The organism is Tenacibaculum sp. 190130A14a (genome assembly GCF_964048965.1).
Taxonomy (GTDB): Bacteria; Bacteroidota; Bacteroidia; order Flavobacteriales; family Flavobacteriaceae; genus Polaribacter; species Polaribacter polynesiense.
This window is the reverse complement of record NZ_OZ040189.1, coordinates 3700706-3725054: the sequence shown is the minus strand read 5'-3', so window position 1 is coordinate 3725054 and position 24349 is coordinate 3700706. Positions and strand designations below refer to the sequence as shown.

Here is a 24349-nt window from a genome sequence, read left to right as displayed (position 1 = left end):
ATATTATGAAGATAGAGCAAATTTATACAGGTTGTTTAGCACAAGGAGCGTACTATGTAGAAAGTAATGGAGAGGTAGCAATTATTGACCCATTAAGAGAAGTACAACCTTATATAGATAGAGCGGCAAAAGATAACGCGAATATTAAATATATTTTTGAAACTCATTTTCATGCAGATTTTGTGAGTGGACATGTTACATTAGCTGAAAAAACGGGTGCTACCATTGTATATGGCCCAACAGCAAAAACATCATTTAACGCACATATCGCAACAGATAATGAAGCGTTCAAAGTAGGAGACCTTACCATTGTAGCATTGCATACACCAGGGCATACTATGGAGAGTACTACCTATCTATTAAAAGATGCTTCTGGAAAAAATCATGCAATTTTTAGTGGAGACACCTTGTTTTTAGGAGATGTTGGTAGACCCGATTTAGCCCAGAAAGGAGATATTACACAAGAAGATTTAGCAGGGATGCTATTCGATAGTTTACGTACTAAAATTATGCCGTTAGCAGATGAAGTAATCGTATATCCTGCACACGGAGCGGGTTCTGCTTGTGGTAAAAATTTAAGCAAAGAAACAGTTGGAACTATTGGAGAACAAAAGAAAACCAACTATGCCTTAAGAGAAGATATGACCAAAGAGGAGTTTGTTGCTGAAGTAACAGAAGGATTAACACCTCCTCCAGCATATTTCCCTTTAAACGTAAAACTAAATAAAGAAGGATACCAGTCTATAGACGAAGTAATCAAGTCAGGAGCAAAAGCATTATCTATTCGTGAATTTGAAACTATAGCAAACGAAACAGGAGCTATTATCTTAGATGTACGTCATCAATCAGAATTCATTAAAGGATTTATTCCAAACTCAATTTTTATTGGCTTAGGAGGAACCTTTGCTCCTTGGGTAGGAGCGTTAATTAAAGACGTAGCACAACCCATTGTATTGGTTACTCCAAAAGGAGATGAAGAAACAGCTATTACACGTTTATCTCGTGTAGGGTTTGACAATGTATTAGGATATTTAGAAGGAAGTTTTGATACTTGGAAAGTTTCAGGAAAAGAAATTGACACCTTACGTTCGGTATCTGCACAAGATTTAGAAAAAGCAATTCAAGAAGGAGCACCAGTATTTGATTCTCGTAAACCAGGAGAATATGCAAATGAACATATTGTAGATGTGCCAAGTACTCCATTAGATTATTTAAATGATCATATTAGTGAATTCCCTACCGATAAAGACTTTTACATTCACTGTGCAGGAGGATATCGTTCGGTAATTGCAGCATCTATCTTAAAATCAAGAGGATTTCATAATGTAATAGATGTAGCTGGTGGTTATAAGGCAATCAAAGAAACAAACATTGAAAGGACAGCAATGGTATGTCCTTCTACCTTAAAATAACATTGAATGAAAAAGCTAATTGCACTCATAGGTTTGATGTTTTGGTGTGTTTCTTGCGAACCTCAAAACCCAAGTTTAAAAGATGTTTCTGTTGAAAGTTTACAGGAAGTTTTAACAACTACTAAAGTGCAATTATTAGATGTTCGTACTCCACAAGAATGGGAATATGGAATTATAGAAGGAGCTATAAGTATAAATCTTTTTGATGAAGATTTTGAAAAGCAAGCACTTGAAAAGTTAGACAAAAGAGAGCCTGTTTATGTGTATTGTAAATCCGGTGGGAGGAGTAAAAAAGCATCAGAAGTACTCTCTAAAAAAGGTTTTGAAGTTTACAATGTAGTAGGAGGATATAATGAATGGAAATTAAAGAATTAGTAGCATGCAACAAGAAGTATATATCGAAAATTTGAAATGTGGAGGTTGTGCAGCTACAATTACCAAAGGATTATCTAGCATTAAGGGAGTTGATGAAGTAAAAGTAGATGTAGAAAAATCATTGGTTTCGTTTTCTTCGGAAGAAAGTTTACTTTCAGAAATAAAAGAAAAGCTATCGAAACTAGGATATCCAGAAGTAGGAGATAAGAACACTATTATGCACAAAGCAAAATCGTTTGTTAGTTGTGCAGTTGGAAGAGTAAATAAAGAAGATTAAATAAAAAAACCGAGCCATAAGGCTCGGTTTTTACTTTCTCTAGCATTCCCCCATTTTTAGAACTTTATAGTAGCCCCAATTAAAAAGTTTCTAGTAGCCTGCGGATAAAAACCAGCACCATCAACTGTGGTAGTTTGTCCAGGATTAGACCAAGTATCATCAAACGTATAGTAATATCCTCTATCTACATACTCTTTGTCAAAAATGTTATTTACTAAACCAGTGAATACTACCGACTTAATTATTTTATCGAATTTTAATTCGTAGGTAATATTAAAATCACTTGTAAAGAATCCTTTTAAGACATCTTGATCAGATACTTCACTATTTAAATTACTCATAAATTGTTTACCAACATATTTAGATAAAAATGACATTTGTAAGTTCTTTATTGGAGCATATACCAAAGCATTTCCAAACACAATGTCAGGAGAAAAAGTAATAGGTGTTTCTCCTAAGTTTCTAAGCTCACCATCAATCGTAGCATAAAAATCGCTGTTTACATTTTTACTAAAAGCCACATTAGGTCTTAAAAACAATGTTTCGTCTAACTTAATATCTGCGTCAATCTCAATACCAAATCGGTAACTTTTTCCACTAGATGCTCTTAAAGGTTCTCCAGAATTCGGATCAATAGCACCAGTTAAAACTAACTGATTTTGGTAGTTCATGTAGTACACATTAGTATTTAGTTTTACTGTTTCATTTTGTAAACGCCATCCTAATTCATAATCATCTAAACTTTCATGTTTAGAATTACCACCCTCAAAATCATTTCTGTTAGGCTCTCTATTTGCACGAGCATAAGAAGCATATACACTATGCTCATCGTTAATTTTATAAGTAACCCCTAATTTCGGATTAAAGAAATTGTATACTTCGTTCACAGAAATAACATCTAAATCATCTGTAAGTCCAAGCGTTTTATAGGTAACAAAACGTCCTTGTAAATCAACAAATGCCTTTAATTGATCAGTAACATTAAAAGTGGCTTTAGAAAAAATACTAAAGTCTTCCTTGTTAGAAACACTCTCATAATAACGATCTCTAATATTTGTATTTGGAGCTAAATCGCTTCCCCAAATTACTTCTCCATAATGATCATTATCATATTCACTATACGAACCTCCTGTAATAATTTCAAAGTTGTCTCCTTTATACGTTACATTTAAATTAGCCACATAAAAATGATTGTCTAACCATCTTCTAACAATGACATCACTTCCGTCATTAATTAATCCAGCATAATCTGCAGCATCTTCTCCGTCTTTAAACTGCTCAAAATACCCTTTTCCGCGAGTGTAGTTTAAACCAATGTTTGTAGACCAATTTTCATCTAAGGTTTCATTCCAGTGTAATTGGTAATGATCTTGTTGGTAGTTATCTGTTTCGTTGTCGTAGGTATATGGATTTTGACGACGATCTTCTTTCAACTGATCAGCAGTTAATCCGAACCAAGCTTGATATGTTTGTTCTTTACCTCCAAAAACCAATGCTTTAATTAAAGTATTCTCATCAGTATAACTACCTTGTAAGAAATACGATTTTAAATCAGTAAAAGCTCTATCAACATAACCATCAGAATAAATGTTAGATAAACGTCCAGCAAACTCAAAATGATCGTTTAATTTACCTGTTGTAAATTTTACGGTGTGTTTTCTTGTACCAAAAGAACCAAAAGAGTTTGAAATTTCTCCTCCAGCTTCTTCAGAAACAGCATCTGTTAAAATATTTAAACTTGCACCAAAAGCTCCAGATCCATTAGTAGATGTACCTACTCCACGTTGTAACTGTAAACTTTGTGTAGAAGAAGCAAAGTCACCCATATTTACCCAAAAAGTTCCTTGACTTTCAGCATCGTTATAAGGGATTCCGTTTACGGTAACATTTACTCTAGAAGCATCTGAACCACGAACTCTTAAATAAGTATATCCAATTCCAGCACCTGCATCAGATGAAGAAATTACATTCGGTAAGTAATTCATCAAAATAGGAATATCTTGTCCTAAATTACGTTTTGCAATTTCTTTTTTAGTTAAGTTAGAATGAGTAACCGGCGCATCAGCCTTTACACGAACTGCAGAAACCAATACCTCATCTAGCGTATTGTTATCAGGAGTTAAATAAAAGTTTATTGTTTGCGGTTGATCATTTACAATAGCTATTCCTTGAGCCGCACTTTTATACCCGATAAAATTAACTTTGATTACGTGTTCTCCTTGTGGAAGTTGTAATTTAAAATTTCCTTCAAAATCTGTAGAAGTTCCTTTATTAAGTTCGGTAACTAGTACAGAAGCACCTATAAGTGGCTTTTGATTTTCATCAAATACTTTACCCGATACATTAAACGTTTGTGCATTTACGGTTAAACTCGTAAACATCACCATTAAAAAAGCTACTATCTTCACTTGATTAACAAAAGACATTAGTCTCATTTTTTATAAAATAAAATTGAATAAAAAGAGGTAATTATTCTATGTTTTGTTTGAATAATTATTTGTCATTACAAGAAATTTTAAAAAGAAACATAATGTTTCTATAAAACTAGATTACTACAGTAATTTCCCCCATTACCATGTAATGACATTTAGTTTCCCTTGGCAACATTATTTGCCCAGGTTCATTGGGTATGATCTCAGCCTGATTTTAATTATAAGTTTTTAATGTGGAATTTTTAAGTTAACTATATAACTATCAACTAAACACTAATAACTCAAAAAGGCACCCCTTTACGAGAACGGGGCAAAGGTACATATGAAATATCAAATAAGAATGATAAAAAGTGTGTTTTTAAAAGGTAGCATTTAAAAGAGTATAGGGTTATTACCTCAGAAGTAAGCCATTTAAATCAATTTATAAGATTAACTCATTCAGTCCGTTGTAATTTTAATATTTTAGTAGGGAAATAATCAGACATTTATGAGTAAAACTTTTAAAACAAGCGTTAATAAAACGCATGGTTTTGATTTTACCGAAGCGCAAATAGAAGCGTTAGACATCGTAACAAAATCAAAAAACGAGTTCCATATACTTGAAGAAAATCAATCGTATCAGGCAACTATATTACAAACAAACTTCAATCAAAAAACATATACTGTTCAAATTAACGGAAATATCTATGAAGTAGAAATTTTTAATGAGTTAGACATGCTAATTGACGAATTAGGATTGGAAGTAGCGGCAGAAAAGAAAGAAAACGATATGAAGGCACCAATGCCTGGATTAATTGTTTCTGTTGCTGTTGAAGTTGGTCAAGAAATAAAAGAAGGAGATGGAGTATTGGTATTAGAAGCCATGAAAATGGAAAACACCTTACTAGCACCGAGAGATGGTATAGTAAAATCGGTAGCCATACAAGCGGGTGATAAAGTAGAGAAGAATGCGGTTTTAATAGAAATGGAATAATATGAAAAAGATATTAGTAGCAAATAGAGGAGAAATTGCCTTACGTGTAATGCGTACCGCAAAGAAAATGGGAATCACTACCGTAGCTGTTTTTTCTGAAGCAGATAGAAACTCGCCACATGTTAGTTTTGCTGATGAAGCAGTATGTATTGGACCTGCACCTTCGAATCAATCGTATTTATTAGGAGATAAAATTATTGAAGTTGCCAAAGAATTGAATGTAGATGGGATTCACCCTGGATATGGTTTTTTAAGTGAAAATGCAGCTTTTGGAGAAGCGGTAGCCAAAGCAGGAATTGTGTTTATTGGTCCAAAATCGCATGCCATTGAGGTAATGGGAAGTAAGTTGGCAGCTAAAGATGCAGTAAAAGCCTATGACATACCGATGGTGCCAGGAATTGATGAAGCCGTAACCGATGTAGCTTATGCAACAAAAGTAGCGAATGAAATAGGTTACCCTATTTTAATCAAAGCCTCAGCAGGAGGAGGAGGAAAAGGAATGCGTGTTGTAGAAAAAGAGGAAGAAATACAAGAACAAATGCAACGTGCAATTTCAGAGGCAGAATCTGCTTTTGGAGACGGTTCTGTATTTATTGAAAAGTATGTGGGCTCTCCACGTCATATTGAAATTCAAGTATTGGCAGATAGTCATGGAAACGTAGTACATTTATTTGAACGTGAATGTTCTGTACAACGTCGTCATCAAAAAGTAGTGGAAGAAGCACCCTCAAGTGTATTAACTCCTGAAATTAGAGAAGCCATGGGAGCAGCAGCTGTAAGAGTTGCACAAGCTTGTGATTATTTAGGTGCTGGAACAGTTGAGTTTTTATTAGATGAAAATAAGAACTTTTACTTCTTAGAAATGAATACGCGTTTACAAGTAGAACACCCAGTTACAGAAATGATTACGGGAATTGATTTGGTAGAACAGCAAATTAAAATAGCGAGAGGAGAAGCCTTATCGTTTAGTCAGGAAGATTTACAAATTAACGGACATGCGTTAGAATTACGTGTGTACGCAGAAGATCCGTTAGATAATTTTGCACCGAGTATTGGTGTGTTAGAAACGTATCAACACCCAACAGGAGCAAATATTCGTGTAGATGATGGTTTTGAAGAAGGAATGGAAATTCCGATTTATTACGATCCGATGATTTCTAAATTGATTACCTACGGAAAAACACGTGAAGAGGCTATTGAGTTAATGAAACAAGCCATTAGTAATTACAAAGTGAAAGGAATAGCAACTACTTTGCCTTTTGGAAAGTTTGTTTGTGAGCACGAAGCGTTCACTTCAGGTGATTTTGATACACATTTTGTAAAGAAATATTATACCCCTGAATTGTTAGAAGCAGAATTTAAAAAAGAAGCAAAGATTGCAGCACAAGTTGCTTTACAGCAGTATTTAAAAGAACAACAAATTTTAAAAACTTGCTAATTACTATTAATGAAGTGCGTTAGGGATTGCAGCGACATCCTTTTTTGTGTTGGTAGCATCGTCATTACGAGTGAAACGAAGTAATCTGTTTAAATTAAAGATTACTATGGCAAATAGATATTTGCTTCACAATGACTCGCAAAAAAGATATAGCATAAAGCCCGACCGAAGGGAACGCCCAAAAAAAGAATACAGATGAAATCTAAAATAGAAGGATTACAAAATAAAATATCAGAAGCTAAATTAGGAGGCGGACAAAACCGTATTGATCGTCATCATAGCAAAGGAAAATTAACAGCGCGAGAGCGAATAGATTATTTCTTAGACGAAGGCTCTTTTGAAGAAGTAGGAATCTTAGTAACCCATAGAACGACCGATTTTGGAATGGACAAACAAAAGTTCTATGGAGATGGAGTGGTTACAGGATATGGAACCGTAAACGGACGTTTAGTATACGTGTTTGCACAAGACTTTACCGTGTTTGGAGGTTCACTATCAGAAACGCATGCCGAAAAGATTTGTAAGATTATGGATTTGGCAGTAAAAGTAGGTGCACCATTAATCGGGTTGAATGATTCAGGAGGAGCACGTATACAAGAAGGCGTACGATCGTTAGGAGGATATGCTGATATTTTTTACAGAAATGTACAAGCCTCAGGAGTGATTCCGCAAATCTCTGCAATTATGGGACCTTGTGCCGGAGGAGCGGTGTATTCACCAGCCATGACTGATTTTACCGTTATGGTAGAAAATACTAGTTATATGTTTGTTACAGGACCGAATGTGGTAAAAACCGTAACCAATGAAGAAGTTACCTCGGAAGAATTAGGAGGTGCAAGTACACATGCAACCAAATCAGGAGTAACACATTTAACGGCAGCGAATGATGTACAATGTTTAGAGGATATTAAAACATTGTTGAGCTATATGCCACAGAACAATCAAGAAACTACCGCAAAAATTCCTTTTGAATTAGGTGATGAAATCCGTGAAGAGTTGGCAACTATTGTTCCTGATAATGCTAATAAACCTTATGATATTCGTGCAGTAATTGATGGAATTGCAGATAGAGAATCCTTTTTTGAAATTCATAAAGACTATGCCGATAATATTGTAGTTGGTTTTGCACGTTTGGGAGGAAGAAGTATAGGAATTGTAGCCAATCAACCCATGAGTTTAGCAGGGTGTTTGGATGTAAATAGCTCTAAAAAAGCAGCACGTTTTACGCGTTTTTGTGATTGTTTTAATATTCCGTTATTGGTATTGGTAGATGTACCAGGATTCTTACCAGGAACCGATCAAGAGTGGAATGCGATTATTACCAATGGAGCTAAATTATTATATGCACTAAGTGAAGCTACCGTACCAAGAGTGAGTGTAATTACACGTAAAGCTTATGGAGGTGCGTATGATGTAATGAACTCAAAACATATTGGTGCCGATATGAACTTTGCTTGGCCAAGTGCGGAAATTGCCGTAATGGGAGCGAAAGGAGCGAGTGAGATTATCTTTAAAAAGGAAATTGCAGAAGCAGATGATCATGAGGCGAAACTAGCAGAGAAAGAAGCTGAGTATGCTGATAAGTTTGCGAATCCGTATAGAGCAGCGGAACGTGGATTTGTAGATGAGGTAATTTTACCACAAGACACCCGTAGAAAGCTCATCAAAGCATTTGCCATGTTAGAAGGTAAACAAGTAACAAGACCCAATAGAAAACACGGGAATATTCCGTTGTAAGAAAGATTTTAAATGAGAAGGTTAAAGGTTTAATGTCTTTAACCTTTTGTTTAAAAAAGAGGAAAACAAGACCAAATTAACTATGAAAAAGAAAAAACAATTAGAAAGGATTCATAAAAGGTTTACGATATTTCTTTACATTTCTATTATAGCCGTTTTATTACATTTCTTTATTCCTAGTTTGATAAAAAATGATGAAGTAGTAGATAACTGGACTTTATTTACTGGAATGGGAATTGGATTGTGGTTTTTTACGGATTTTAAAATGTTGAGAATAAATGGGTACTATATTAAAAGTCTTTTAATAGCAATTGGATTTTTTTTTTATGGATATCTGTTTAGATATCAATACCAAGAATATGGTTCTGATTTGAATAATGTTAGTTTTATTTACCCTTTATCATTATTAATAGTACAATATCCAACAAGACAATTATATAAAGTAATTTTTAATAGAGAACCTAAAGTAGAGAGAAATGGAAAGTTTGCAGATTTCCTTTATACAATTATTTTGTTTTTTGGATTTGGGGTACTTCCTTTTATTTTATTGGATTATTTATATTAAAAGAAAAACAAAGTAGAATAAAAATGAGAATTTTAGTCATAGGAGGAAATGGAACAATTGGAAAAACAGTTGTTTCAAACTTTAAAAACGACAATGAAGTGTTGGTTGCAGGTCGTTCAAGTGGAGATGTTATTGTAAATATAGCAGACAGTAAATCTATTCAATCGATGTTTGAGAAAATAGGAAAATTAGATGCTGTAATTTGTATTGCTGGGGAAGCGAAATGGGATGATTTTAATAAACTTACCGAAGAAGACTTTTATATTGGATTGAAAAGTAAGCTTATGGGACAAGTAAATCTAGTTCGTATCGGGAAAGATTATTTAAATCCAAATGGTTCAATAACATTAACCACTGGGATTTTAGCAGATGATCCAGTAATAAAAACAACAAGTGCAGCAATGGTAAACGGAGGAATACATAGCTTTGTTCAAGCAGTGGCTCTTGAAATGGAAAACGGAATTAGAATAAATGTTGTTTCTTCTGGAATGGTGGAGGATGCATACGAAAAGTACAAGGACTATTTTCCTGGACATAATCCGATACCTATGAGAAAAGTGATAAACGGATATGTAAGAAGTGTAAAAGGAAAGGGAAATGGAGAAATCATTCGGATGTATGACTAAAAAGGAATTTACAGTTTTCGTCGATAAGACTTTAGATGAAGTGAAAAAATATGCTGAAATTCATGCGGACATGACATTACCAGATAAATTCAAATTTAAGTGGTTGAGAGATGACTGTAAAATGGTGGTTGGACGGGAAAATGTTATACATGAAATTATTAGTGATAGAATAGACACAGATTCTAAAGATTTTAGGAATAAGTTAATTGATTTGGGACTATCTCATTATGAAAGAGAATAAATTATTAAGCTATAACTTGTTTTAAAAACTTAATTAAGAGTTAAGATTCCTGTTATAAAATATTGTAAATGAATTACGAAGAAAAACAAAACAAATTAAACTTAGAAGCCAAAGAGTTTTTAACTAATAACTTATTTAAAAAGAAGGAAGAAATTTTAACAGAAAAAATAATCGACTTTTTTAAAGAGAAAGCGCAATTATTGATTGAAAATCACAAAATCCTTAAGGTAATCAATTTTGAATTCGATTCAATTATGGATTTCATGTATAGTGTTTATCCAGACCCTTATATTATTCCTCAAAAATATTGGAAGGACCAATTTATTATTGAATGTGATAATGAAGATGATTATAAAGTTCTTCAAAATTTGTGTGAAGAATTTAAACTAGAGGAATGGGATGATGCTTATGTTTTGATAGAAGATGAAGATTATTATGTTGATATCTATGAAATACTAAATGAATTACATTATTTGTATTTTGAAAATTCTTGGAAAAAAGCGAAATCTATTACTGGTGTAAATTACCGAGGTTTTTTATTTTGGCATGATTCCTATAATGGTGTAGATTTAGATACAGGACTTGAAGTAAGAGATAAAGATGTTATAGATATACTGAAGAAAGAAAAATTTGATTTTACAATGTTAGAAGAATAAGCCATGCTTTAATATAGAATAACTAAATAATCTTAAAACCGAAACTTCTTTCGGTTTTCTTTTTTTTCAGACTGTTGTTTTTTGGCTTCTATTCGTCTTTTAACAGATGCTTTGGTAGGTTTGGTTGTTCTCCTAGGTTTTGGTTTGATAAGCGCTTTTTTTAAGAGTTCAAAAAAACGTTTGGTCACCAATTCTTTGTTTCTATGTTGTGAGCGACTTTCTTGTGAGGTGAGCGTTAGTATATGCTCTTTAGAAAGACGATTGGCCAAGTTTTTAAGAAGTCGTTCCTTTTCTGTGTCTGAGAGCCCTAAGGAATTTGGAATCGAAAAACTGAGTTCTACTTTCGTAGCAACTTTATTTACATGTTGTCCACCCGCACCAGAACTTCTAACGGCTTTAAATTCTAATTCATTATAAATTTGTTCTTGGTTCATAGTTTGTGGATGTATTTCAAATATAGGAAGTTTTATTAGTACTCTTCATTTTGTCTTAAAACAAACTAGCTTAAGGTTTGGTTTGACCTACTGATACATATTTTAAAAATCAAGGTAGCAGGATTGGCAGGAGATGAAAAGCTGTTTGAGCAAAGCGAGTTCTTTTCATCTGTGGAGGATGGTACTGTAGCATTTTTTAGAAATGTATCATATGTCTTGATTTTTGGTTAGCTCATGTGTTTTATATTTTTTTAAGTATTCGTGAATCTCCTAATGTCGATTTCTTTGCATCAAGGCAAAGAATAAGGAAATAAAAACAATTCTCTAAGAAGGCAGAATTATTTCAGTTTATAATGTACAGATTACTTCATTCCGAAATATCAGAATTCGTAATGACGATTTTAAATTGTTATATGAGAGTAAAAGAAGAGCTTTTCTATAAATCGTAATTAGGAGTATCGTTTGTTTGATGTAAGAAGTGCATATCTACATCGGTAAGTGTATCTGAAAAAGAATACAAATTTTCCTTTTTAGACAATAAATCGTCTATAATAGATATCGCCTTTTTTAAACGTGTTTCTTTATTGCCTTTTAACAATACATACGGGCGATTGTATTTCTTGAGTGCATTTTCAAAGGCATTAAACATTTCCAACCGCCGTTCGGGTCTGTCTCGTAAATCGTCTGCTTCCCAAGGAGTATCGATATAGGTTAAGAAATAAATATCATAGCTGTTTTCTACAGCCGCTTTATCGAGCAGTGGATCTACAAATCCACCATAATATTCTTCAGAATATACTTTGGTTTCTAACAAGTCGGTATCGCAAATAAGTACTTTATCTGCTTTCTTAGCCAAATCGTTTTCAAGTTGCATTTGTCCTTTAGCGATAGGAAGTATGTCTTTTTCTTCGCAAATGGTACGTTCGTTATTCCATTTCTCTTGTAAATAATCACGTGCAAACTCAGGAGCCCAAACAGTATTATAGTGACGAGCTAACTGACGAGAAAGTGTTGTTTTACCCGTGCTTTCTGGCCCGAAAAGTACCACTTTTATTAAATTGATAGGTTGCTGTCTAAGTGTTTTTTCCATGCTAAATAACCGTAGATTGCTATAACTGTAAATATCAAGTATTGAAAACTTGTAAATGTAAATCCTTTATAAAGATACAAAGGAATAGAAATAAGGTCACCAATAATCCAATAAATCCAGTTTTCAATTTTCCTTCGAGCCATCAACCACATTCCTACAAAGAAAATAGCAGTAGTAAGGGTGTCTATATATGCGGTCCAGTTATTCCATTTGTTAAAAAAGGTATATACACCAAATACAAATAGTAAAGTACCTAAAAAGATAAATACACTGGTTCTTTTTTCTTGAGGAGTAGTCCTAGAAATAGGAGTTACATGTGTTGCATCAACTTTACGAGTCCAAATATACCAACCATATACACTCATGATAAAATAATACCCATTAATCATCATATCACCCAAAAGTTGCCATTTTAAAAGAAGGTATACAAAAATGGCGGTACTAATCATTCCAGTAGGGAATACCCAAATTTTATTTTGTTTAGAATACCAAACTGATAAAAAACCAAAGATAACAGCAATAATTTCAAGCCAAATATCTAAAGGTGTATAGGTGGCGTATTGTCCGAAAAGGAAATCAAAAATTTGGCTCATAATTGCTACGGTCAGATTTTACAATTTTCATTAATAAGATTCCGTTATCAATCAGTTCAAATGAATTCTTTAATTCGGAAGTAATTAGCTGCATTACTTTGTCATAATCACCGTATACTTGAGTGCTTAACGGATTTTCAAGAATGGTTAATCCAGAAGCTCTTAACTTTTTTATAAAGTCGATAATTGGTGCTTCAAATTCGTTTTGAAGTGGAGTTAATGTTAACTCAACAGATATTTTCATGATAAAACAATTAAGGGAAGGCAAATATAAGGTAGTAAAAGCTAATACTATAGGAAAGAGATGACTAACTCGCGTATACGCAAGTAAACCCTTCTGTTTCTAAGAAATGGATATTGTATTCGGAAGTTTGTCCTTCATATAATATTTTACCCGTAGTTTGATTGGTGTCGAAAGAGAAATCTTCAATGTAAATGTTTTCTAAAAACAAGAGTTTTTTCTTTCCGTAGATTTTGTACAAACTTTCTTTGGCACCCCATACGATGGTTAATTTGCTTACCAAAGCATCGTGATTGGCAATTGATTTATACTCTTCAATAGGAGTAAACTTATGGGCAATTTTTACAATTTTATCACGCTGTTTTTCAATGTCAATCCCTACAGGTTTTTCCTTTGAGACAATAATTCCAGAAAAAGTAAATGAATGAGTAATAGAAATATAGTTTCCGTCTTTTAAGTGCGGTTTCCCAAATTCATCATACACTAAATCAGCATCAGTATAACCTACTTCATTTAATAAATGACGCACACTTAAAAAGCCTCTTCGATGCAAATCTGACTTCATATTATTCAATCGATTAGCACTATTTGGAGTAAGCTCAATTCCCTTTGATAAATCTTCAAAAGACTCTTCAATCTTCCAAATCAATACTTTAGAATTATCGTTTACCGTTAATGTTTTGTGAATAGGCATATTTTAGAAAGTTATTTCGTAATTTTGCGACTCAAAAATTTAGATATATAAATATACAAAAATATGAGCACAAAAACCGCTACTTATGTTCCTTACAAAGTTAAAGATATTTCTTTAGCAGATTGGGGAAGAAAAGAAATTGAATTAGCTGAGGCAGAAATGCCTGGATTAATGAGTTTACGTGAAGAGTATAAAGATGAGCAACCTTTAAAGGGAGCTAGAATTGCAGGATGTTTACACATGACGATTCAAACTGCGGTTTTAATTGAAACTTTACAAGCTTTAGGAGCTGAGGTTACTTGGAGTTCTTGTAATATTTTCTCTACACAAGATCAAGCTGCTGCTGCAATTGCTGCTGCTGGTACGCCAGTATATGCTTGGAAAGATATGACTGAAGAAGAGTTTGACTGGTGTATTGAGCAAACGTTATTCTTTGGAGAAGATAAGAAGCCATTAAATATGATTTTAGATGATGGTGGAGATTTAACAAACATGGTATTAGATAAGTACCCTGAGTTAGCTGAAGGAATCAACGGATTATCTGAAGAAACTACTACAGGAGTGCACCGTTTATACGAAAGAGTAAAGAATGGAACTTTACCAATGCCAGCAATTAACGTAAACGATTCTGTTACTAAATCTAAGTTTGATAACAAATACGGATGTAAAGAATCTGCTGTAGATGCTATTCGTCGTGCAACGGACGTTATGTTAGCTGGAAAGCGTGTAACTGTTTGTGGTTATGGTGATGTAGGAAAAGGAACGGCTGCTTCTTTTAAAGGAGCTGGTTCTATTGTTACTGTTACGGAAATTGATCCAATTTGTGCGTTACAAGCTGCAATGGACGGTTTTGAAGTAAAGAGATTAGAAACGGTTGTAGGTAACTCTGATATTATCATTACAACTACAGGAAATAAAGATATCGTTCAAGGACGTCATTTCGAAGCAATGAAAGACAAAGCTATTGTTTGTAACATTGGTCACTTTGATAACGAGATTGACATGGCTTGGTTAAATGAGAACTTTGGTGATACTAAAGATACGATTAAACCTCAAGTTGATAAGTACAATGTAAACGGAAATGATATTATCATTTTAGCAGAAGGACGTTTAGTAAACTTAGGATGTGCTACAGGTCACCCAAGTTTTGTAATGTCTAACTCATTTACAAACCAAACATTAGCACAGATCGAATTATGGAATAATGCTGATGCATATAAGAATGAGGTATACATGTTACCAAAGCACTTAGATGAAAAAGTAGCAAAATTACACTTAGCTAAGATTGGTGTTGAATTAACAGAGCTACGTGAAGAGCAAGCTTCGTATATTGGAGTAACTGTAGAAGGGCCATATAAGCCAGAACATTACAGATACTAGGAAATATAATAGTATATAGAAAATAAAAAAGCCTCGAGATTCTCGAGGCTTTTTTATTTTGTTAGTTTTTGTTTGGCAAAAGATTATTCTGTTGGAATACGTTCATCAACCATTTTTAATGGCATGTCGTCCATTAAATCAATCATATCTAAAATATCTCTTACTTTTTCTTCTTCTTCAGCTTGTTCAGTTACAAACCACTGTAAGAAAATTTCAGAAGTAAAATCACCAACTTTTCTTGCCGTTTTAAATACATTATGAATCGCTTTAGTTACTTCTATTTCTGCATCTAAAGAAGCTTCAAAAACAGCGCGTAAGCTTTCATATTCATGCGGAACTTCATTAACGGTTGGAGAGATAGCACTTCCTCCATTATCATTTACAAACTTGAAGATTTTCATCATATGAGTTCTTTCTTCTTCCGCTTGGTTATAAAAATAGGTTGCACTATTTCTTAATTCTCTTTGATCACACCATGAAGCCATAGCCAAATATTTAGAAGAAGCTTTTTGTTCCATCATTATTTGATGGTTTAATAAATCCACCACTTCTACATCCAAAATCATATCTCTTCTAATTGCTGTTTCCATATTATTTTTAATTTTTTAGGTTATGATAAAGATACAGAATAAAAAGCTCTGAAAAGGGCTAGAAATGTAATTTAAAAGCAGTCTTAGTAAACAATACGACTTATTTAAAAGCAGAAAGAACAGCCTCTCTTAAATCTAAAATTTGAGGTACGTCTAAATATAAAAGATGTTTATTATCAGCTACAAAAAGAAGTATAAAATTATCCTCTTCAATAATTGCTTCAAGAGATTCATAGGAAGAATAGTGTAGTATTTTTTTACGAAATGCTAATAACTGACAAAATGTAAAGTCGATAACTTTATGTCCTAAGTCTAGTTGATAACAGTTTCTTCTCCCTGAAGATATTTTAAAGGATACTTCTTTTACTGAAAAATTCATTGAGCAAATATAATTATTTTTAATGAATCTAAACAAGTATAAGGTTAGAATAAAAAAAACCGTAACAGCGTTACGGTTTTTCAATAGTATATTTTACTAGTATTACATGTTTAATGCATTTAATACTTCTACTAATTCTGGGCTAGAAGGTCTTGGAGCATCAGGACTAATAATGTTTCCTTCTTTATCTAATAAGATAAAACGAGGAATTCCAGATACCATATAGTCTTGTACAAATTGCGACTTCCAATCATTGTCTGCAAATAACTGAACACCAGTTAATGCTTTATCTTCTACCATTTTTTTCCAAGTATCATGATCTTTCTTCTGATCAATAGAAATACTTACAAACTCAATGTCTTTGTCATGAAATTGCTTTTCAACTTTTTGTAAAAAAGGAATTTCTCTTTTACATGGATTACACCAAGTAGCCCATAAGTCAATATAAACATACTTCCCTTTTAAGTCAGCTAAAGAAGTGGTACCTCCTTTAAAGTTTTCATAGTTTTCAAAAATTGGAGAAGGAGTACCTTTAGCTAATTTTGTTTTAATCATTAACTTTTGGTTGTGCATTTTTTTATAATACTCTTCCATTCTTCCTAAATCACTTTTTTGTCCAGCTGAAAATGCGCTGTCTAAAGAAACGCTAGTTAACGCAGTGTTAAGGTCTTTTACATAAGTACTTAGTTTAGAATCAAACTCTTCTTGAGGTAAGTCAAATAAGTTTTTATTTTCATTGAAAAATGCCTCTTGAAGTAATCCAAACTTTGCTAAAAAAGCACTTTCATCAGCTCCTTTACCAGTAAATTTAAGTGTTTCATCAAATTCTTTGGCATCTAAAGTCATGTTAACCTCTGCTCCATTTTTTAAATATAAAGTAGCCATTTCTTTTCCGTCAAAAGCTCTGAAATATCCATCATCAACTTTCATCGTATCTTTAAAAGAACCGTTTTCATCTACTTTAATAACTTTCTTAAATCCTTTTTGACGATTAGAAATTACTAAAGAATCAGAATTTTTATTTGTGATAGTACCAGAAAGCGTTACAAAGTCGTTGCTTTCCTTTTTACAAGAAACAATGGCTAAAGAAACCATTGCAGCATAAATTATTTTTTTCATCGTTAATTATTAAATTATTAGTCCTAATTGGTCGCCTAAGGTAACAAATATTGATGGGATTGTAATGGATAAATATGGTGTTTTAGTGTTAAAATTCTGGAAATGAAAAATTTAACCTATCCATCCTTCTCTGTCAAGGCTTCTGTACTGTATTGCTTCAGATATGTGAGACGAACAAATATCCTTTTCATTGGCTAAATCAGCAATTGTACGAGATACTTTTAAAATTCTATCGTAAGCTCTGGCAGAAAGGTTAAGTTTTTCCATAGCATTCTTTAAGAGCAATTTACTTTCTTCTGATAGTTTACAAAATTCATTTAGCTGTTTCACATTCATTTGAGCATTGTAATGTGTTGTAGAAGAGTGTTTAAAACGTTCTGACTGAATTGCTCTTGCCTGGGTTACTCTCTTTCTAATAGAAATACTACTTTCTCCTTTTCTTTCTTCTGAAAGTTTTTCAAAAGGAACTGGAGTTACTTCTATATGGATATCTATTCTATCTAATAAAGGCCCTGATATTTTGCTTAAATAACGTAACATTTCAGAAGGTGAAGAGGTTATAGGAGCGTTGGTATCATTAAAATACCCTGAAGGACTTGGATTCATACTAGCAACTAGCATGAAGCTACTTGGATAGGTAATGGTAAATCTTGCACGAGAAATGGTGACCTCTCGATCCTCTAAAGGTTGACGCATTACCTCGAGAACAGCTCTTTTAAATTCAGGAAGTTCATCAAGAAACAAAACACCATTATGTGCTAATGATATTTCGCCAGGTTGAGGATACTGACCACCTCCAACCAAAGCCACATCCGAACAAGAATGATGCGGATTACGATAGGGACGTTGGTAAATAAGTCCAGTACTTTTTATTTTTCCTACAACTGAATGTATTTTTGTTGTTTCTAAAGCTTCTTCTAAAGTCATTGGAGGCAATATAGAGGGAAGTCTTTTTGCTAACATTGTTTTTCCCGCTCCAGGTGGTCCTATTAAAATAATATTATGTCCTCCAGCGGCTGCAATTTCCATACAGCGTTTTATACTTTCTTGCCCTTTTACATCTGAAAAGTCAAATTCGGGAAAATCAATATTTTTATAAAATTCTGCTTGCGTATCAATGATAGTGGGTTGCAGTTGTTCTTTTTCATTGAAATGATGTATAACTTCAGTGATATTGTTGACTCCTAGTATTTCAATGTCATTTACAATAGCAGCTTCTTTTGCGTTTTCTTCAGGAAGAATAAAATGTTTAAAGCCTTCTTCTTTTGCCTTAAGAGCAATGGGTAAGGCACCTTTTATAGGTTGTAAACTTCCGTCAAGAGAAAGTTCTCCCATAATAATATAGTGTTCTATATTTTTTGAACGAATTTGATTAGAAGCAGCTAAAATTCCTATAGCTAAAGGCAAATCATAGGAGGCACCTTCCTTTCTTATATCGGCAGGAGCCATGTTAATGATTATTTTTTTTCCTGGAAGTTTGAATCCATTGTTTGAAAGTGCTGCTGAAATTCGATAAGAACTTTCGCTGACAGCTTTATCGGGAAGTCCCACTAAATGATACCCGATACCTTTATCAATATTAACCTCAATAGTTATTGTTGTGGCCTCAATACCAAAAACGGCTGATCCATAGACTTTTATTAACATAGCATTTTTCTTTTTATAAATATATGAGTTTTAGCTTAAAAAACAATATGTCAATATGTTAGCTTTTTTAAATGTTTTTTGTTACAATAGAAGTAGAACTATAGGTGTTGGATTTTATAGAGATAAAAGGTTCTTTTTTAGAAATAAAAATGGAGGTCGAAACCTCCATTTGTTTGTGCAATTAATTGTCGAAATACATTTGAGTCAAATCTAGTTTATCATATGTATAACTTGGATTTTTTAGCTAAATTTATATTATAGAACAAGGGGGTGGGTAATTTCTTTCAGAGAAAACGTTGTATACCCATTAGTTCCTCCATCAATTTTTTTGTTCACTGTTGTTTTAGAATAGATCCTTTTTCAATTAATTTTTTCTTCTTATTAATCTTAACTTGGTTCAACATTAATCTTACAATCTGCATGTACGAATACTCTTGATTTACATGCGAATGGAAGTGCATGGTAATCTTGACATGTACCACACCCCATACCAGGAATTCCATAACATCCTGGGCCTGGGCACCCTATACTACCTCCATTGATTTGTTTTTGATTTTCTTTACTTAAAGATTTTCCTAAGTTTAAAATTGATTTTTTCATTTTTTAAATGATTTATAGTTTAAAAAGTCCTTGAACATTTAAAGACACTCAAGGGGTATGTCTATTTTTTAAATTTGTTTGGATTAAGCAATTAATTCAAACTCACTATTTGTTTTAGAAAAGTCTTCAGATAACTCTTCTATAAAATATATCAAGTCTGTCCGGTCATATTCCTTAGGGAAGGATCTTCCGTTTATTAATATTTCTGGAGTAAAATTGATTGCATTTTGAGTGCACCAAGCACTTTCTTGTTTTAAGATATTTGTATAGTTTTCTTTTTCAGAGCACTCTCCCCACTTGGATAGCCAATCGGTAACAGGCATGCCTTCATATATTTGTCTCATAGCAGTAAGACAAGTATCTCTTTCTTCTGTGTTATTATATATTTCCAATAATCTACTGCTAACTTTAAGAGCATCATTTTCTAGGTTGGCTGTATTAACGTTGAACCGCACGTATATTTGTACTTCATTATGATGTTTCTTTAGAATATTTTCAACTAATGCATGTACTGGTTTACAATGACCACAAAAAGGGTTTGTAACAATTGTAATGTTTAAAGGAGCATTATTGTTTCCAAGTACAATTTCAGAAGTAGTATGAATACTTGTATCTATAGGTGCTGATTTTTCTAAAAGAACTTTGAATAAATTATAATTTCTCTTGAATTTGAAATAATCGATTTTCGTTTGATCTAATTCTTTTAGCGACTTTAGCTTTGGTCTCAGTTGATTCCAAAATAGCGTAGCAACTAAAAAACCGAATACAGTCAGTAAAACTGATTCAATAGAAAATTTATTAAACTGAAGGTTTACAGAAGCAATTGTTATTTGTGCCCAAAGAATAACCACTATCCCTAAACAAAGCATACACCATTTTTTTACTTTTACACTTTGATAATAGATTGAATATATTGTAATAGGCAATGCTGAAAGGCTGATTACAAATAAAATATCTAAGTTGTAGCCTCTCAAAAAGAGTAATAATGAAGATAGGGTTAAACCGGTAAAATATACCAAGCTTATTGAACTTAGTTTAAAACGGTTAAAAAGTAAAGCTCCTTCAGAGGTTAATACAGCATCACAATCTTTTTTTTCAGTGGTAGCTGAGCAAAGTGCGTTTCCTAATGAGGTTTGATGGCCTTGTTCTTGTTGAATTATAGTATTGCTTATAAGAATGCTAACAACAGACAAAGCAAAATATAAAAAAGACCAAATAGATATTGCTGTAAAAGATAGCAAGATAAGAAGTAGAGCTGTAGATAATATTAATATGGTTTTATCAATATTATTTTTAGAGCTCTTAGCTATATGTTCATCTTTTTTTACAACAACAATAATTCCCGTAAACTTCTCTGAAAACTCCTTGTAAGTGAGTCTTTTTTTCTTTTTATCTACCGTAAGAATAGTACAGTATTTTTCCTCTTTATTAACCACAGTAAAACTTTTCCCATCTTCCGTATTGATTTGAGCTAGAAAAGTTTTAGGCAGTTGCTTTAATGTTTCTAGGTTATTAGGAATTGACAAAGCTAGATTTTCAATATCAAAATGCGATAACATACTTGTTGTTGCATATAAACTTGGATATGCAGGATGACTTTTTATTTGAAATGCTAATTCTTTTTTATCAAAATGAATTTTGCAGTAAGCAAGTAATTGCTGAATTTGGTAGATAAGATTGTCTTTCAAAGAGTATAAATTATAAGGTTTTTACTTGTAATAGGTTTTGTTTTGCTTGAAGCGGACTGTATAATTACTGACAAAAATTGAGTTGAATAAGAAATACTTCGTAAGCGGTTATTTTGAATGTATAAGCGGTCTTTTTATTGAAAAGAACCTCCCTATATTTGCGGAAATAAATTGATAAGTATGAAATTAAAAACCTTTCAAAGGGATAAGGAATTATTCTTTTTAGTAACCCTGTTTTTTGTTAGTTTTTCTTTGAGCTTTGCACAGAATTCGAAATTAGATAGTCTACAGAATGTGTTAAGTTCTTTTAATCAGAAAGATACTACTAGAGTTAACTTGTTAATTCAAGTAGCAAATGAAATACCTCGAAAAAATATTGATAAGGCTATAAAACTAAGTAAGGAATCTTTAGAGCTTGCAGATAGTATAGGTTATGTAAAAGGGAAAGCAAAAGGTTTATTTGTTACTGGAGAATTAGAATTGACCAAACTGAATTTAGTAGAAGGTCGGGAGTATATAGAAAAAGCTTTAACCCTTTATAAAGAGCTTTCTAATAAAAAAGAAATAGCGCGTTGCCTTTCAGAAATTGGGCATAGTTATACCTACGGAAGAGATTCAGAAAATGCAATAATATATTATAAAAAAGCATTGTTAATATCTGAAGAAATTAAAGATAGCGTTAAGATTTTAAAAACTCTAGGGAATTTAGGAATTAGTTATAGTAGAAAGGGCGAGCATGAAAAGGCTCTAGACTATTTTAAAAGATCTTTAAAGATTAATGAAGAGTTTGACGATAAAAAAAGTATTTCGAAAAGTTTAAATCATATTGGTATTGTATATGCTAGACAAGCGAATTATCCAGAAGCATTGGAGTACTTTTTAAAGGCATTGGAAATAACACAAAAACTTGGTAATAAGAGAGAAATTGTACGTCCTCTGCATAACATAGGTAACATATACAATAAACAAGAAAACTACTCGAAAGCTCTTGAATATTTAAAGAAGTCTTTAGTATTAGTTGAAGAAATGAATGAAACTAAAGCAATTGCAGGAACATCAATTAATTTGGGGAATATTTATTTAAAACTAGGACAAATTGATAAAGCTTTAGAATACTTTAGAAAAGCTTTGGCTATTAGTGAAGAAAAGAAACTCAACGGGTTAATGGCTAATAGCTTGCATAATTTGGGGATGGTTTACAATAAGAAGAAAGAATATGAAAGTTCGTTGAAATATTTTCAAAGAGCATTGGCTATTAGATTAAAAATAGGAGATCGTTTAGGAGCAAGTGATTCCTACATTGGAATTTCAAATGCTTATTATGGGAAAAGAGATTATACCAAAGCTTTGAATAATACATTGGAGGCTCATGAATTAGCAATGAAACTTAAAAATATTGCAAGTCAAAAAAAGACTTATGAGTTACTTTCAAAAGTATATTATGATACAAAAAAGTATAAAAAAGCTTATGAAAATCAGTTAGGTTTTAAAAAAGTAAGTGATAGTCTTTTTAATAAGAAGAAGATTGAAAAGATGACACAACTACAATATGAGTATGCTTATAAAAAGCGTTTAGATTCAGCTGCCGAAAGAGAACGTTTTCTAAAAAATGAAGTGAATATTATCGATGGTCAATTAGAAGCTTCTCAAGAGCAAAAGTTATGGTGGATAATTGGTTTTTTTGGTTTGATTGTATTCTTAATCTTTATGTATAGGAAACAACGATTTGAACAGTTAAAAGCACAAGTAGAGAACAATAACTTAAGGTTTCAAGCACTTAATATGCAAATGAACCCTCATTTTATTTATAACAGCTTGAGTAGTATACAACAGTTTGTTTTAGGAAATGATTCTTTCAGTGCACAACAATATTTAACAAGATTTTCTTTTTTAATACGTGCTATTTTATCTGCCTGCAAGAGGGATACCATTTCTTTAGAAAAAGAGATAGATATTATAAATAATTATGCAGAATTGGAAAAAAAACGATTTGAAAACGTTTTTGATTTTGAAATAGTAAATAACGTAGATGATAGTTCAGAAATATATTTACCACCACTTCTTATTCAGCCATTGGTAGAAAATGCCATAATACATGGAGTTTCAACTTTAAAAGATAGAAAAGGGTTTATTCGTATTTCATTTAATATGGTAGATCAAGAATTAGAATGTGTTATTGAAGACAATGGAATTGGAATTGAAACTTCCAAAAAAGAAAGAGAACAACGTATTATTGGACATGAATCTATCGCTTTAAATAATATAAAAGAGCGTTTAAAATTACTTGATAAAAAGAAAGGACAGCGTCTTTTCGTGCATCCTTCGAGTAGTGAAGAATACGGAACCGAAACGCGAATAGTAATACCTGTATTATTATGATAAGGACGATTATTATTGAAGATGAACCGAATGCGCTAAAATCCCTTAAACTCGGTATTCAATATTACATTCCATCTTTACAAATAATAGGAGAAGGAACAACAATTGAAGAAGGAAAGCAAATAATAGAACAATTACGTCCAGAATTAGTTTTGTTAGATATACGCTTAGGAACTAAAGACGCATTTCAATTATTAGATAGTTTAGACTCGTTAGATTTTGAAATTATTTTTACTACTGCTTATGGTGAGTTTAAGGAAACAGCATTTGATTATTTTGCGCTGAATTACTTAATGAAACCAATAGATTTCGAAAAATTAAAAACTGTAATATCATCTTATCAGGAAAGAAAAGTAAAACGATTTACTCCTGAAAAGTATGACTTCTTAAGGCAGTTTTTTAGTTCTGGTTTTAAAAAGATTTCAGTTCCATCTAATAAAGGGTATGATTTAATTGATATTGATGATATTATGTGGTGCGAAGCCTCAGGGAACTATACTATTATTTTTATGGAAGGGAAAAGAAAGTTAATGACCTCTAAACAATTAAAACATTATGAAAACATCCTAACGGAAGTTGGCTTTTTCAGAATTCATCGTTCTTTATTGGTGAACATTAAAAAAGTAAATAAAATAAAAGAAAATATAGTTGTTATGAAAAATAAAACAGAACTAACCATTTCTAGAAGAAATAAAAGAAACATTGAAATGCTAATGAAGGTTATTGGTTAACTCTGAGTAATGTGTTTTTTATATATGTAAATGTGGTTTTGATGTAAGGTAA

General features: G+C 32.4%; 25 protein-coding genes. 13 read left to right on the top strand and 12 right to left on the bottom strand.

From position 1 onward, the window contains the following. Positions 1-5 precede the first annotated feature (5 nt). The 3 genes from ABNT22_RS17470 to ABNT22_RS17460 are packed head-to-tail and all read left to right on the top strand — an operon-like array spanning position 6 to position 2064. A complete protein-coding gene (locus ABNT22_RS17470) occupies positions 6-1412 on the top strand; it encodes an MBL fold metallo-hydrolase (protein ID WP_348717989.1) in 1407 nt (468 codons plus the stop codon). A gap of 6 nt (positions 1413-1418) precedes the next feature. Continuing rightward, positions 1419-1787 carry a rhodanese-like domain-containing protein gene (locus tag ABNT22_RS17465; protein WP_348717988.1) on the top strand — a complete coding sequence of 123 codons (369 nt, stop codon included), beginning with the start codon at positions 1419-1421 and terminating at the stop codon, positions 1785-1787. A 4-nt stretch (positions 1788-1791) separates the two neighbouring features. Continuing rightward, on the top strand, positions 1792-2064 hold the full coding sequence (locus tag ABNT22_RS17460; protein WP_348717987.1) for a heavy-metal-associated domain-containing protein: 273 nt from the start codon (positions 1792-1794) through the stop codon (positions 2062-2064). A gap of 56 nt (positions 2065-2120) precedes the next feature. On the opposite strand, the gene ABNT22_RS17455 is transcribed toward ABNT22_RS17460, so the two are convergent. Next, the gene (locus ABNT22_RS17455; RefSeq protein ID WP_348717985.1) at positions 2121-4490 is read right to left on the bottom strand and encodes a TonB-dependent receptor; all 2370 of its coding nucleotides are present in this window, start codon (positions 4488-4490) and stop codon (positions 2121-2123) included. A gap of 493 nt (positions 4491-4983) precedes the next feature. Here ABNT22_RS17455 and ABNT22_RS17450 point away from each other — a divergent pair, with 493 nt between their 5' ends. The 7 genes from ABNT22_RS17450 to ABNT22_RS17420 all read left to right on the top strand — a co-directional run bounded on the left by ABNT22_RS17450 (position 4984) and on the right by ABNT22_RS17420 (position 10732). Continuing rightward, positions 4984-5469 (top strand): acetyl-CoA carboxylase biotin carboxyl carrier protein subunit, encoded by a 486-nt coding sequence (locus ABNT22_RS17450; protein ID WP_348717984.1) that lies wholly within the window; start codon positions 4984-4986, stop codon positions 5467-5469. A gap of 1 nt (position 5470) precedes the next feature. Then, complete coding sequence (gene accC / locus ABNT22_RS17445) at positions 5471-6907, top strand: acetyl-CoA carboxylase biotin carboxylase subunit (protein WP_348717983.1); 1437 nt, start codon at positions 5471-5473, stop codon at positions 6905-6907. Positions 6908-7102: 195 nt separating this feature from the next. After that, positions 7103-8644: an acyl-CoA carboxylase subunit beta gene (locus ABNT22_RS17440; protein ID WP_348717982.1), complete on the top strand. Its 1542-nt coding sequence runs from the start codon at positions 7103-7105 to the stop codon at positions 8642-8644. A gap of 82 nt (positions 8645-8726) precedes the next feature. Then, a complete protein-coding gene (locus ABNT22_RS17435; protein WP_348717981.1) occupies positions 8727-9209 on the top strand; it encodes a hypothetical protein in 483 nt (160 codons plus the stop codon). 23 nt (positions 9210-9232) lie between these two features. Continuing rightward, a complete protein-coding gene (locus ABNT22_RS17430) occupies positions 9233-9835 on the top strand; it encodes a short chain dehydrogenase (protein ID WP_348717980.1) in 603 nt (200 codons plus the stop codon). Next, the gene (locus tag ABNT22_RS17425; protein WP_348717979.1) at positions 9807-10076 is read left to right on the top strand and encodes a hypothetical protein; all 270 of its coding nucleotides are present in this window, start codon (positions 9807-9809) and stop codon (positions 10074-10076) included. Before ABNT22_RS17430 ends, ABNT22_RS17425 begins: the two co-directional genes overlap by 29 nt. 68 nt (positions 10077-10144) lie before the next feature. After that, positions 10145-10732, top strand: a complete 588-nt coding sequence (locus ABNT22_RS17420) for a hypothetical protein (protein ID WP_348717978.1) — start codon at positions 10145-10147, stop codon at positions 10730-10732. Between the two features lie 32 nt (positions 10733-10764). Here the strand turns inward: ABNT22_RS17420 and arfB are convergent, their stop codons facing one another. The 5 genes from arfB to ABNT22_RS17395 form a co-directional block, all read right to left on the bottom strand. Beyond that, positions 10765-11166 (bottom strand): alternative ribosome rescue aminoacyl-tRNA hydrolase ArfB, encoded by a 402-nt coding sequence (arfB, locus tag ABNT22_RS17415; RefSeq protein WP_348717976.1) that lies wholly within the window; start codon positions 11164-11166, stop codon positions 10765-10767. Positions 11167-11602: 436 nt separating this feature from the next. Next, on the bottom strand, positions 11603-12256 hold the full coding sequence (locus ABNT22_RS17410; protein ID WP_348717975.1) for an ATP-binding protein: 654 nt from the start codon (positions 12254-12256) through the stop codon (positions 11603-11605). Continuing rightward, a complete protein-coding gene (gene pnuC / locus ABNT22_RS17405; protein ID WP_348717974.1) occupies positions 12220-12849 on the bottom strand; it encodes a nicotinamide riboside transporter PnuC in 630 nt (209 codons plus the stop codon). Before pnuC ends, ABNT22_RS17410 begins: the two co-directional genes overlap by 37 nt. After that, on the bottom strand, positions 12833-13093 hold the full coding sequence (locus tag ABNT22_RS17400; protein WP_348717973.1) for a hypothetical protein: 261 nt from the start codon (positions 13091-13093) through the stop codon (positions 12833-12835). The genes pnuC and ABNT22_RS17400 overlap by 17 nt, the downstream gene beginning before the upstream one ends. Before the next feature lie 64 nt (positions 13094-13157). After that, positions 13158-13784, bottom strand: coding sequence for a 4'-phosphopantetheinyl transferase family protein (locus ABNT22_RS17395; protein WP_348717972.1), 627 nt, complete (start codon positions 13782-13784; stop codon positions 13158-13160). A 63-nt stretch (positions 13785-13847) separates the two neighbouring features. Between ABNT22_RS17395 and ahcY the strand changes: the two genes are divergently transcribed. Continuing rightward, positions 13848-15164 carry an adenosylhomocysteinase gene (gene ahcY / locus ABNT22_RS17390; RefSeq protein WP_299106552.1) on the top strand — a complete coding sequence of 439 codons (1317 nt, stop codon included), beginning with the start codon at positions 13848-13850 and terminating at the stop codon, positions 15162-15164. Positions 15165-15247: 83 nt separating this feature from the next. On the opposite strand, the gene ABNT22_RS17385 is transcribed toward ahcY, so the two are convergent. The 6 genes from ABNT22_RS17385 to ABNT22_RS17360 all read right to left on the bottom strand — a co-directional run bounded on the left by ABNT22_RS17385 (position 15248) and on the right by ABNT22_RS17360 (position 21187). After that, positions 15248-15754 carry a ferritin gene (locus ABNT22_RS17385; RefSeq protein ID WP_348717970.1) on the bottom strand — a complete coding sequence of 169 codons (507 nt, stop codon included), beginning with the start codon at positions 15752-15754 and terminating at the stop codon, positions 15248-15250. 100 nt (positions 15755-15854) lie between these two features. Continuing rightward, positions 15855-16133, bottom strand: coding sequence for a hypothetical protein (locus tag ABNT22_RS17380; RefSeq protein WP_348717968.1), 279 nt, complete (start codon positions 16131-16133; stop codon positions 15855-15857). 102 nt (positions 16134-16235) lie between these two features. Then, the gene (locus tag ABNT22_RS17375; RefSeq protein ID WP_348717966.1) at positions 16236-17252 is read right to left on the bottom strand and encodes a TlpA disulfide reductase family protein; all 1017 of its coding nucleotides are present in this window, start codon (positions 17250-17252) and stop codon (positions 16236-16238) included. A 111-nt stretch (positions 17253-17363) separates the two neighbouring features. Next, positions 17364-18899 carry a YifB family Mg chelatase-like AAA ATPase gene (locus tag ABNT22_RS17370; protein WP_348717965.1) on the bottom strand — a complete coding sequence of 512 codons (1536 nt, stop codon included), beginning with the start codon at positions 18897-18899 and terminating at the stop codon, positions 17364-17366. A gap of 387 nt (positions 18900-19286) precedes the next feature. After that, positions 19287-19499 carry a hypothetical protein gene (locus ABNT22_RS17365; RefSeq protein WP_348717964.1) on the bottom strand — a complete coding sequence of 71 codons (213 nt, stop codon included), beginning with the start codon at positions 19497-19499 and terminating at the stop codon, positions 19287-19289. A gap of 83 nt (positions 19500-19582) precedes the next feature. Beyond that, on the bottom strand, positions 19583-21187 hold the full coding sequence (locus ABNT22_RS17360) for a vitamin K epoxide reductase family protein (RefSeq protein WP_348717963.1): 1605 nt from the start codon (positions 21185-21187) through the stop codon (positions 19583-19585). A gap of 180 nt (positions 21188-21367) precedes the next feature. On the opposite strand from ABNT22_RS17360, the gene ABNT22_RS17355 reads away from it, so the two are divergent. Together ABNT22_RS17355 and ABNT22_RS17350 are read left to right on the top strand one after the other, a co-directional pair. Continuing rightward, positions 21368-23566, top strand: coding sequence for a tetratricopeptide repeat protein (locus ABNT22_RS17355; RefSeq protein ID WP_348717962.1), 2199 nt, complete (start codon positions 21368-21370; stop codon positions 23564-23566). Then, entirely contained in the window at positions 23563-24297 is a 735-nt protein-coding gene (locus ABNT22_RS17350) for a LytTR family DNA-binding domain-containing protein (RefSeq protein WP_348717961.1), read from the top strand. The genes ABNT22_RS17355 and ABNT22_RS17350 overlap by 4 nt, the downstream gene beginning before the upstream one ends. Positions 24298-24349: the final 52 nt, after the last annotated feature.

What these genes read in the sequence shown, in the direction of transcription:
- ABNT22_RS17470 (WP_348717989.1), top strand. Translation starts at nt 6, where the DNA reads ATGAAGATAGAGCAAATTTATACAGGTTGTTTAGCACAAGGAGCGTAC.
- ABNT22_RS17465 (WP_348717988.1), top strand. Translation starts at nt 1,419, where the DNA reads ATGAAAAAGCTAATTGCACTCATAGGTTTGATGTTTTGGTGTGTTTCT.
- ABNT22_RS17460 (WP_348717987.1), top strand. Translation starts at nt 1,792, where the DNA reads ATGCAACAAGAAGTATATATCGAAAATTTGAAATGTGGAGGTTGTGCA.
- ABNT22_RS17455 (WP_348717985.1), bottom strand. Translation starts at nt 4,490, where the DNA reads ATGTCTTTTGTTAATCAAGTGAAGATAGTAGCTTTTTTAATGGTGATG.
- ABNT22_RS17450 (WP_348717984.1), top strand. Translation starts at nt 4,984, where the DNA reads ATGAGTAAAACTTTTAAAACAAGCGTTAATAAAACGCATGGTTTTGAT.
- accC (WP_348717983.1), top strand. Translation starts at nt 5,471, where the DNA reads ATGAAAAAGATATTAGTAGCAAATAGAGGAGAAATTGCCTTACGTGTA.
- ABNT22_RS17440 (WP_348717982.1), top strand. Translation starts at nt 7,103, where the DNA reads ATGAAATCTAAAATAGAAGGATTACAAAATAAAATATCAGAAGCTAAA.
- ABNT22_RS17435 (WP_348717981.1), top strand. Translation starts at nt 8,727, where the DNA reads ATGAAAAAGAAAAAACAATTAGAAAGGATTCATAAAAGGTTTACGATA.
- ABNT22_RS17430 (WP_348717980.1), top strand. Translation starts at nt 9,233, where the DNA reads ATGAGAATTTTAGTCATAGGAGGAAATGGAACAATTGGAAAAACAGTT.
- ABNT22_RS17425 (WP_348717979.1), top strand. Translation starts at nt 9,807, where the DNA reads ATGGAGAAATCATTCGGATGTATGACTAAAAAGGAATTTACAGTTTTC.
- ABNT22_RS17420 (WP_348717978.1), top strand. Translation starts at nt 10,145, where the DNA reads ATGAATTACGAAGAAAAACAAAACAAATTAAACTTAGAAGCCAAAGAG.
- arfB (WP_348717976.1), bottom strand. Translation starts at nt 11,166, where the DNA reads ATGAACCAAGAACAAATTTATAATGAATTAGAATTTAAAGCCGTTAGA.
- ABNT22_RS17410 (WP_348717975.1), bottom strand. Translation starts at nt 12,256, where the DNA reads ATGGAAAAAACACTTAGACAGCAACCTATCAATTTAATAAAAGTGGTA.
- pnuC (WP_348717974.1), bottom strand. Translation starts at nt 12,849, where the DNA reads ATGAGCCAAATTTTTGATTTCCTTTTCGGACAATACGCCACCTATACA.
- ABNT22_RS17400 (WP_348717973.1), bottom strand. Translation starts at nt 13,093, where the DNA reads ATGAAAATATCTGTTGAGTTAACATTAACTCCACTTCAAAACGAATTT.
- ABNT22_RS17395 (WP_348717972.1), bottom strand. Translation starts at nt 13,784, where the DNA reads ATGCCTATTCACAAAACATTAACGGTAAACGATAATTCTAAAGTATTG.
- ahcY (WP_299106552.1), top strand. Translation starts at nt 13,848, where the DNA reads ATGAGCACAAAAACCGCTACTTATGTTCCTTACAAAGTTAAAGATATT.
- ABNT22_RS17385 (WP_348717970.1), bottom strand. Translation starts at nt 15,754, where the DNA reads ATGGAAACAGCAATTAGAAGAGATATGATTTTGGATGTAGAAGTGGTG.
- ABNT22_RS17380 (WP_348717968.1), bottom strand. Translation starts at nt 16,133, where the DNA reads ATGAATTTTTCAGTAAAAGAAGTATCCTTTAAAATATCTTCAGGGAGA.
- ABNT22_RS17375 (WP_348717966.1), bottom strand. Translation starts at nt 17,252, where the DNA reads ATGAAAAAAATAATTTATGCTGCAATGGTTTCTTTAGCCATTGTTTCT.
- ABNT22_RS17370 (WP_348717965.1), bottom strand. Translation starts at nt 18,899, where the DNA reads ATGTTAATAAAAGTCTATGGATCAGCCGTTTTTGGTATTGAGGCCACA.
- ABNT22_RS17365 (WP_348717964.1), bottom strand. Translation starts at nt 19,499, where the DNA reads ATGAAAAAATCAATTTTAAACTTAGGAAAATCTTTAAGTAAAGAAAAT.
- ABNT22_RS17355 (WP_348717962.1), top strand. Translation starts at nt 21,368, where the DNA reads ATGAAATTAAAAACCTTTCAAAGGGATAAGGAATTATTCTTTTTAGTA.
- ABNT22_RS17350 (WP_348717961.1), top strand. Translation starts at nt 23,563, where the DNA reads ATGATAAGGACGATTATTATTGAAGATGAACCGAATGCGCTAAAATCC.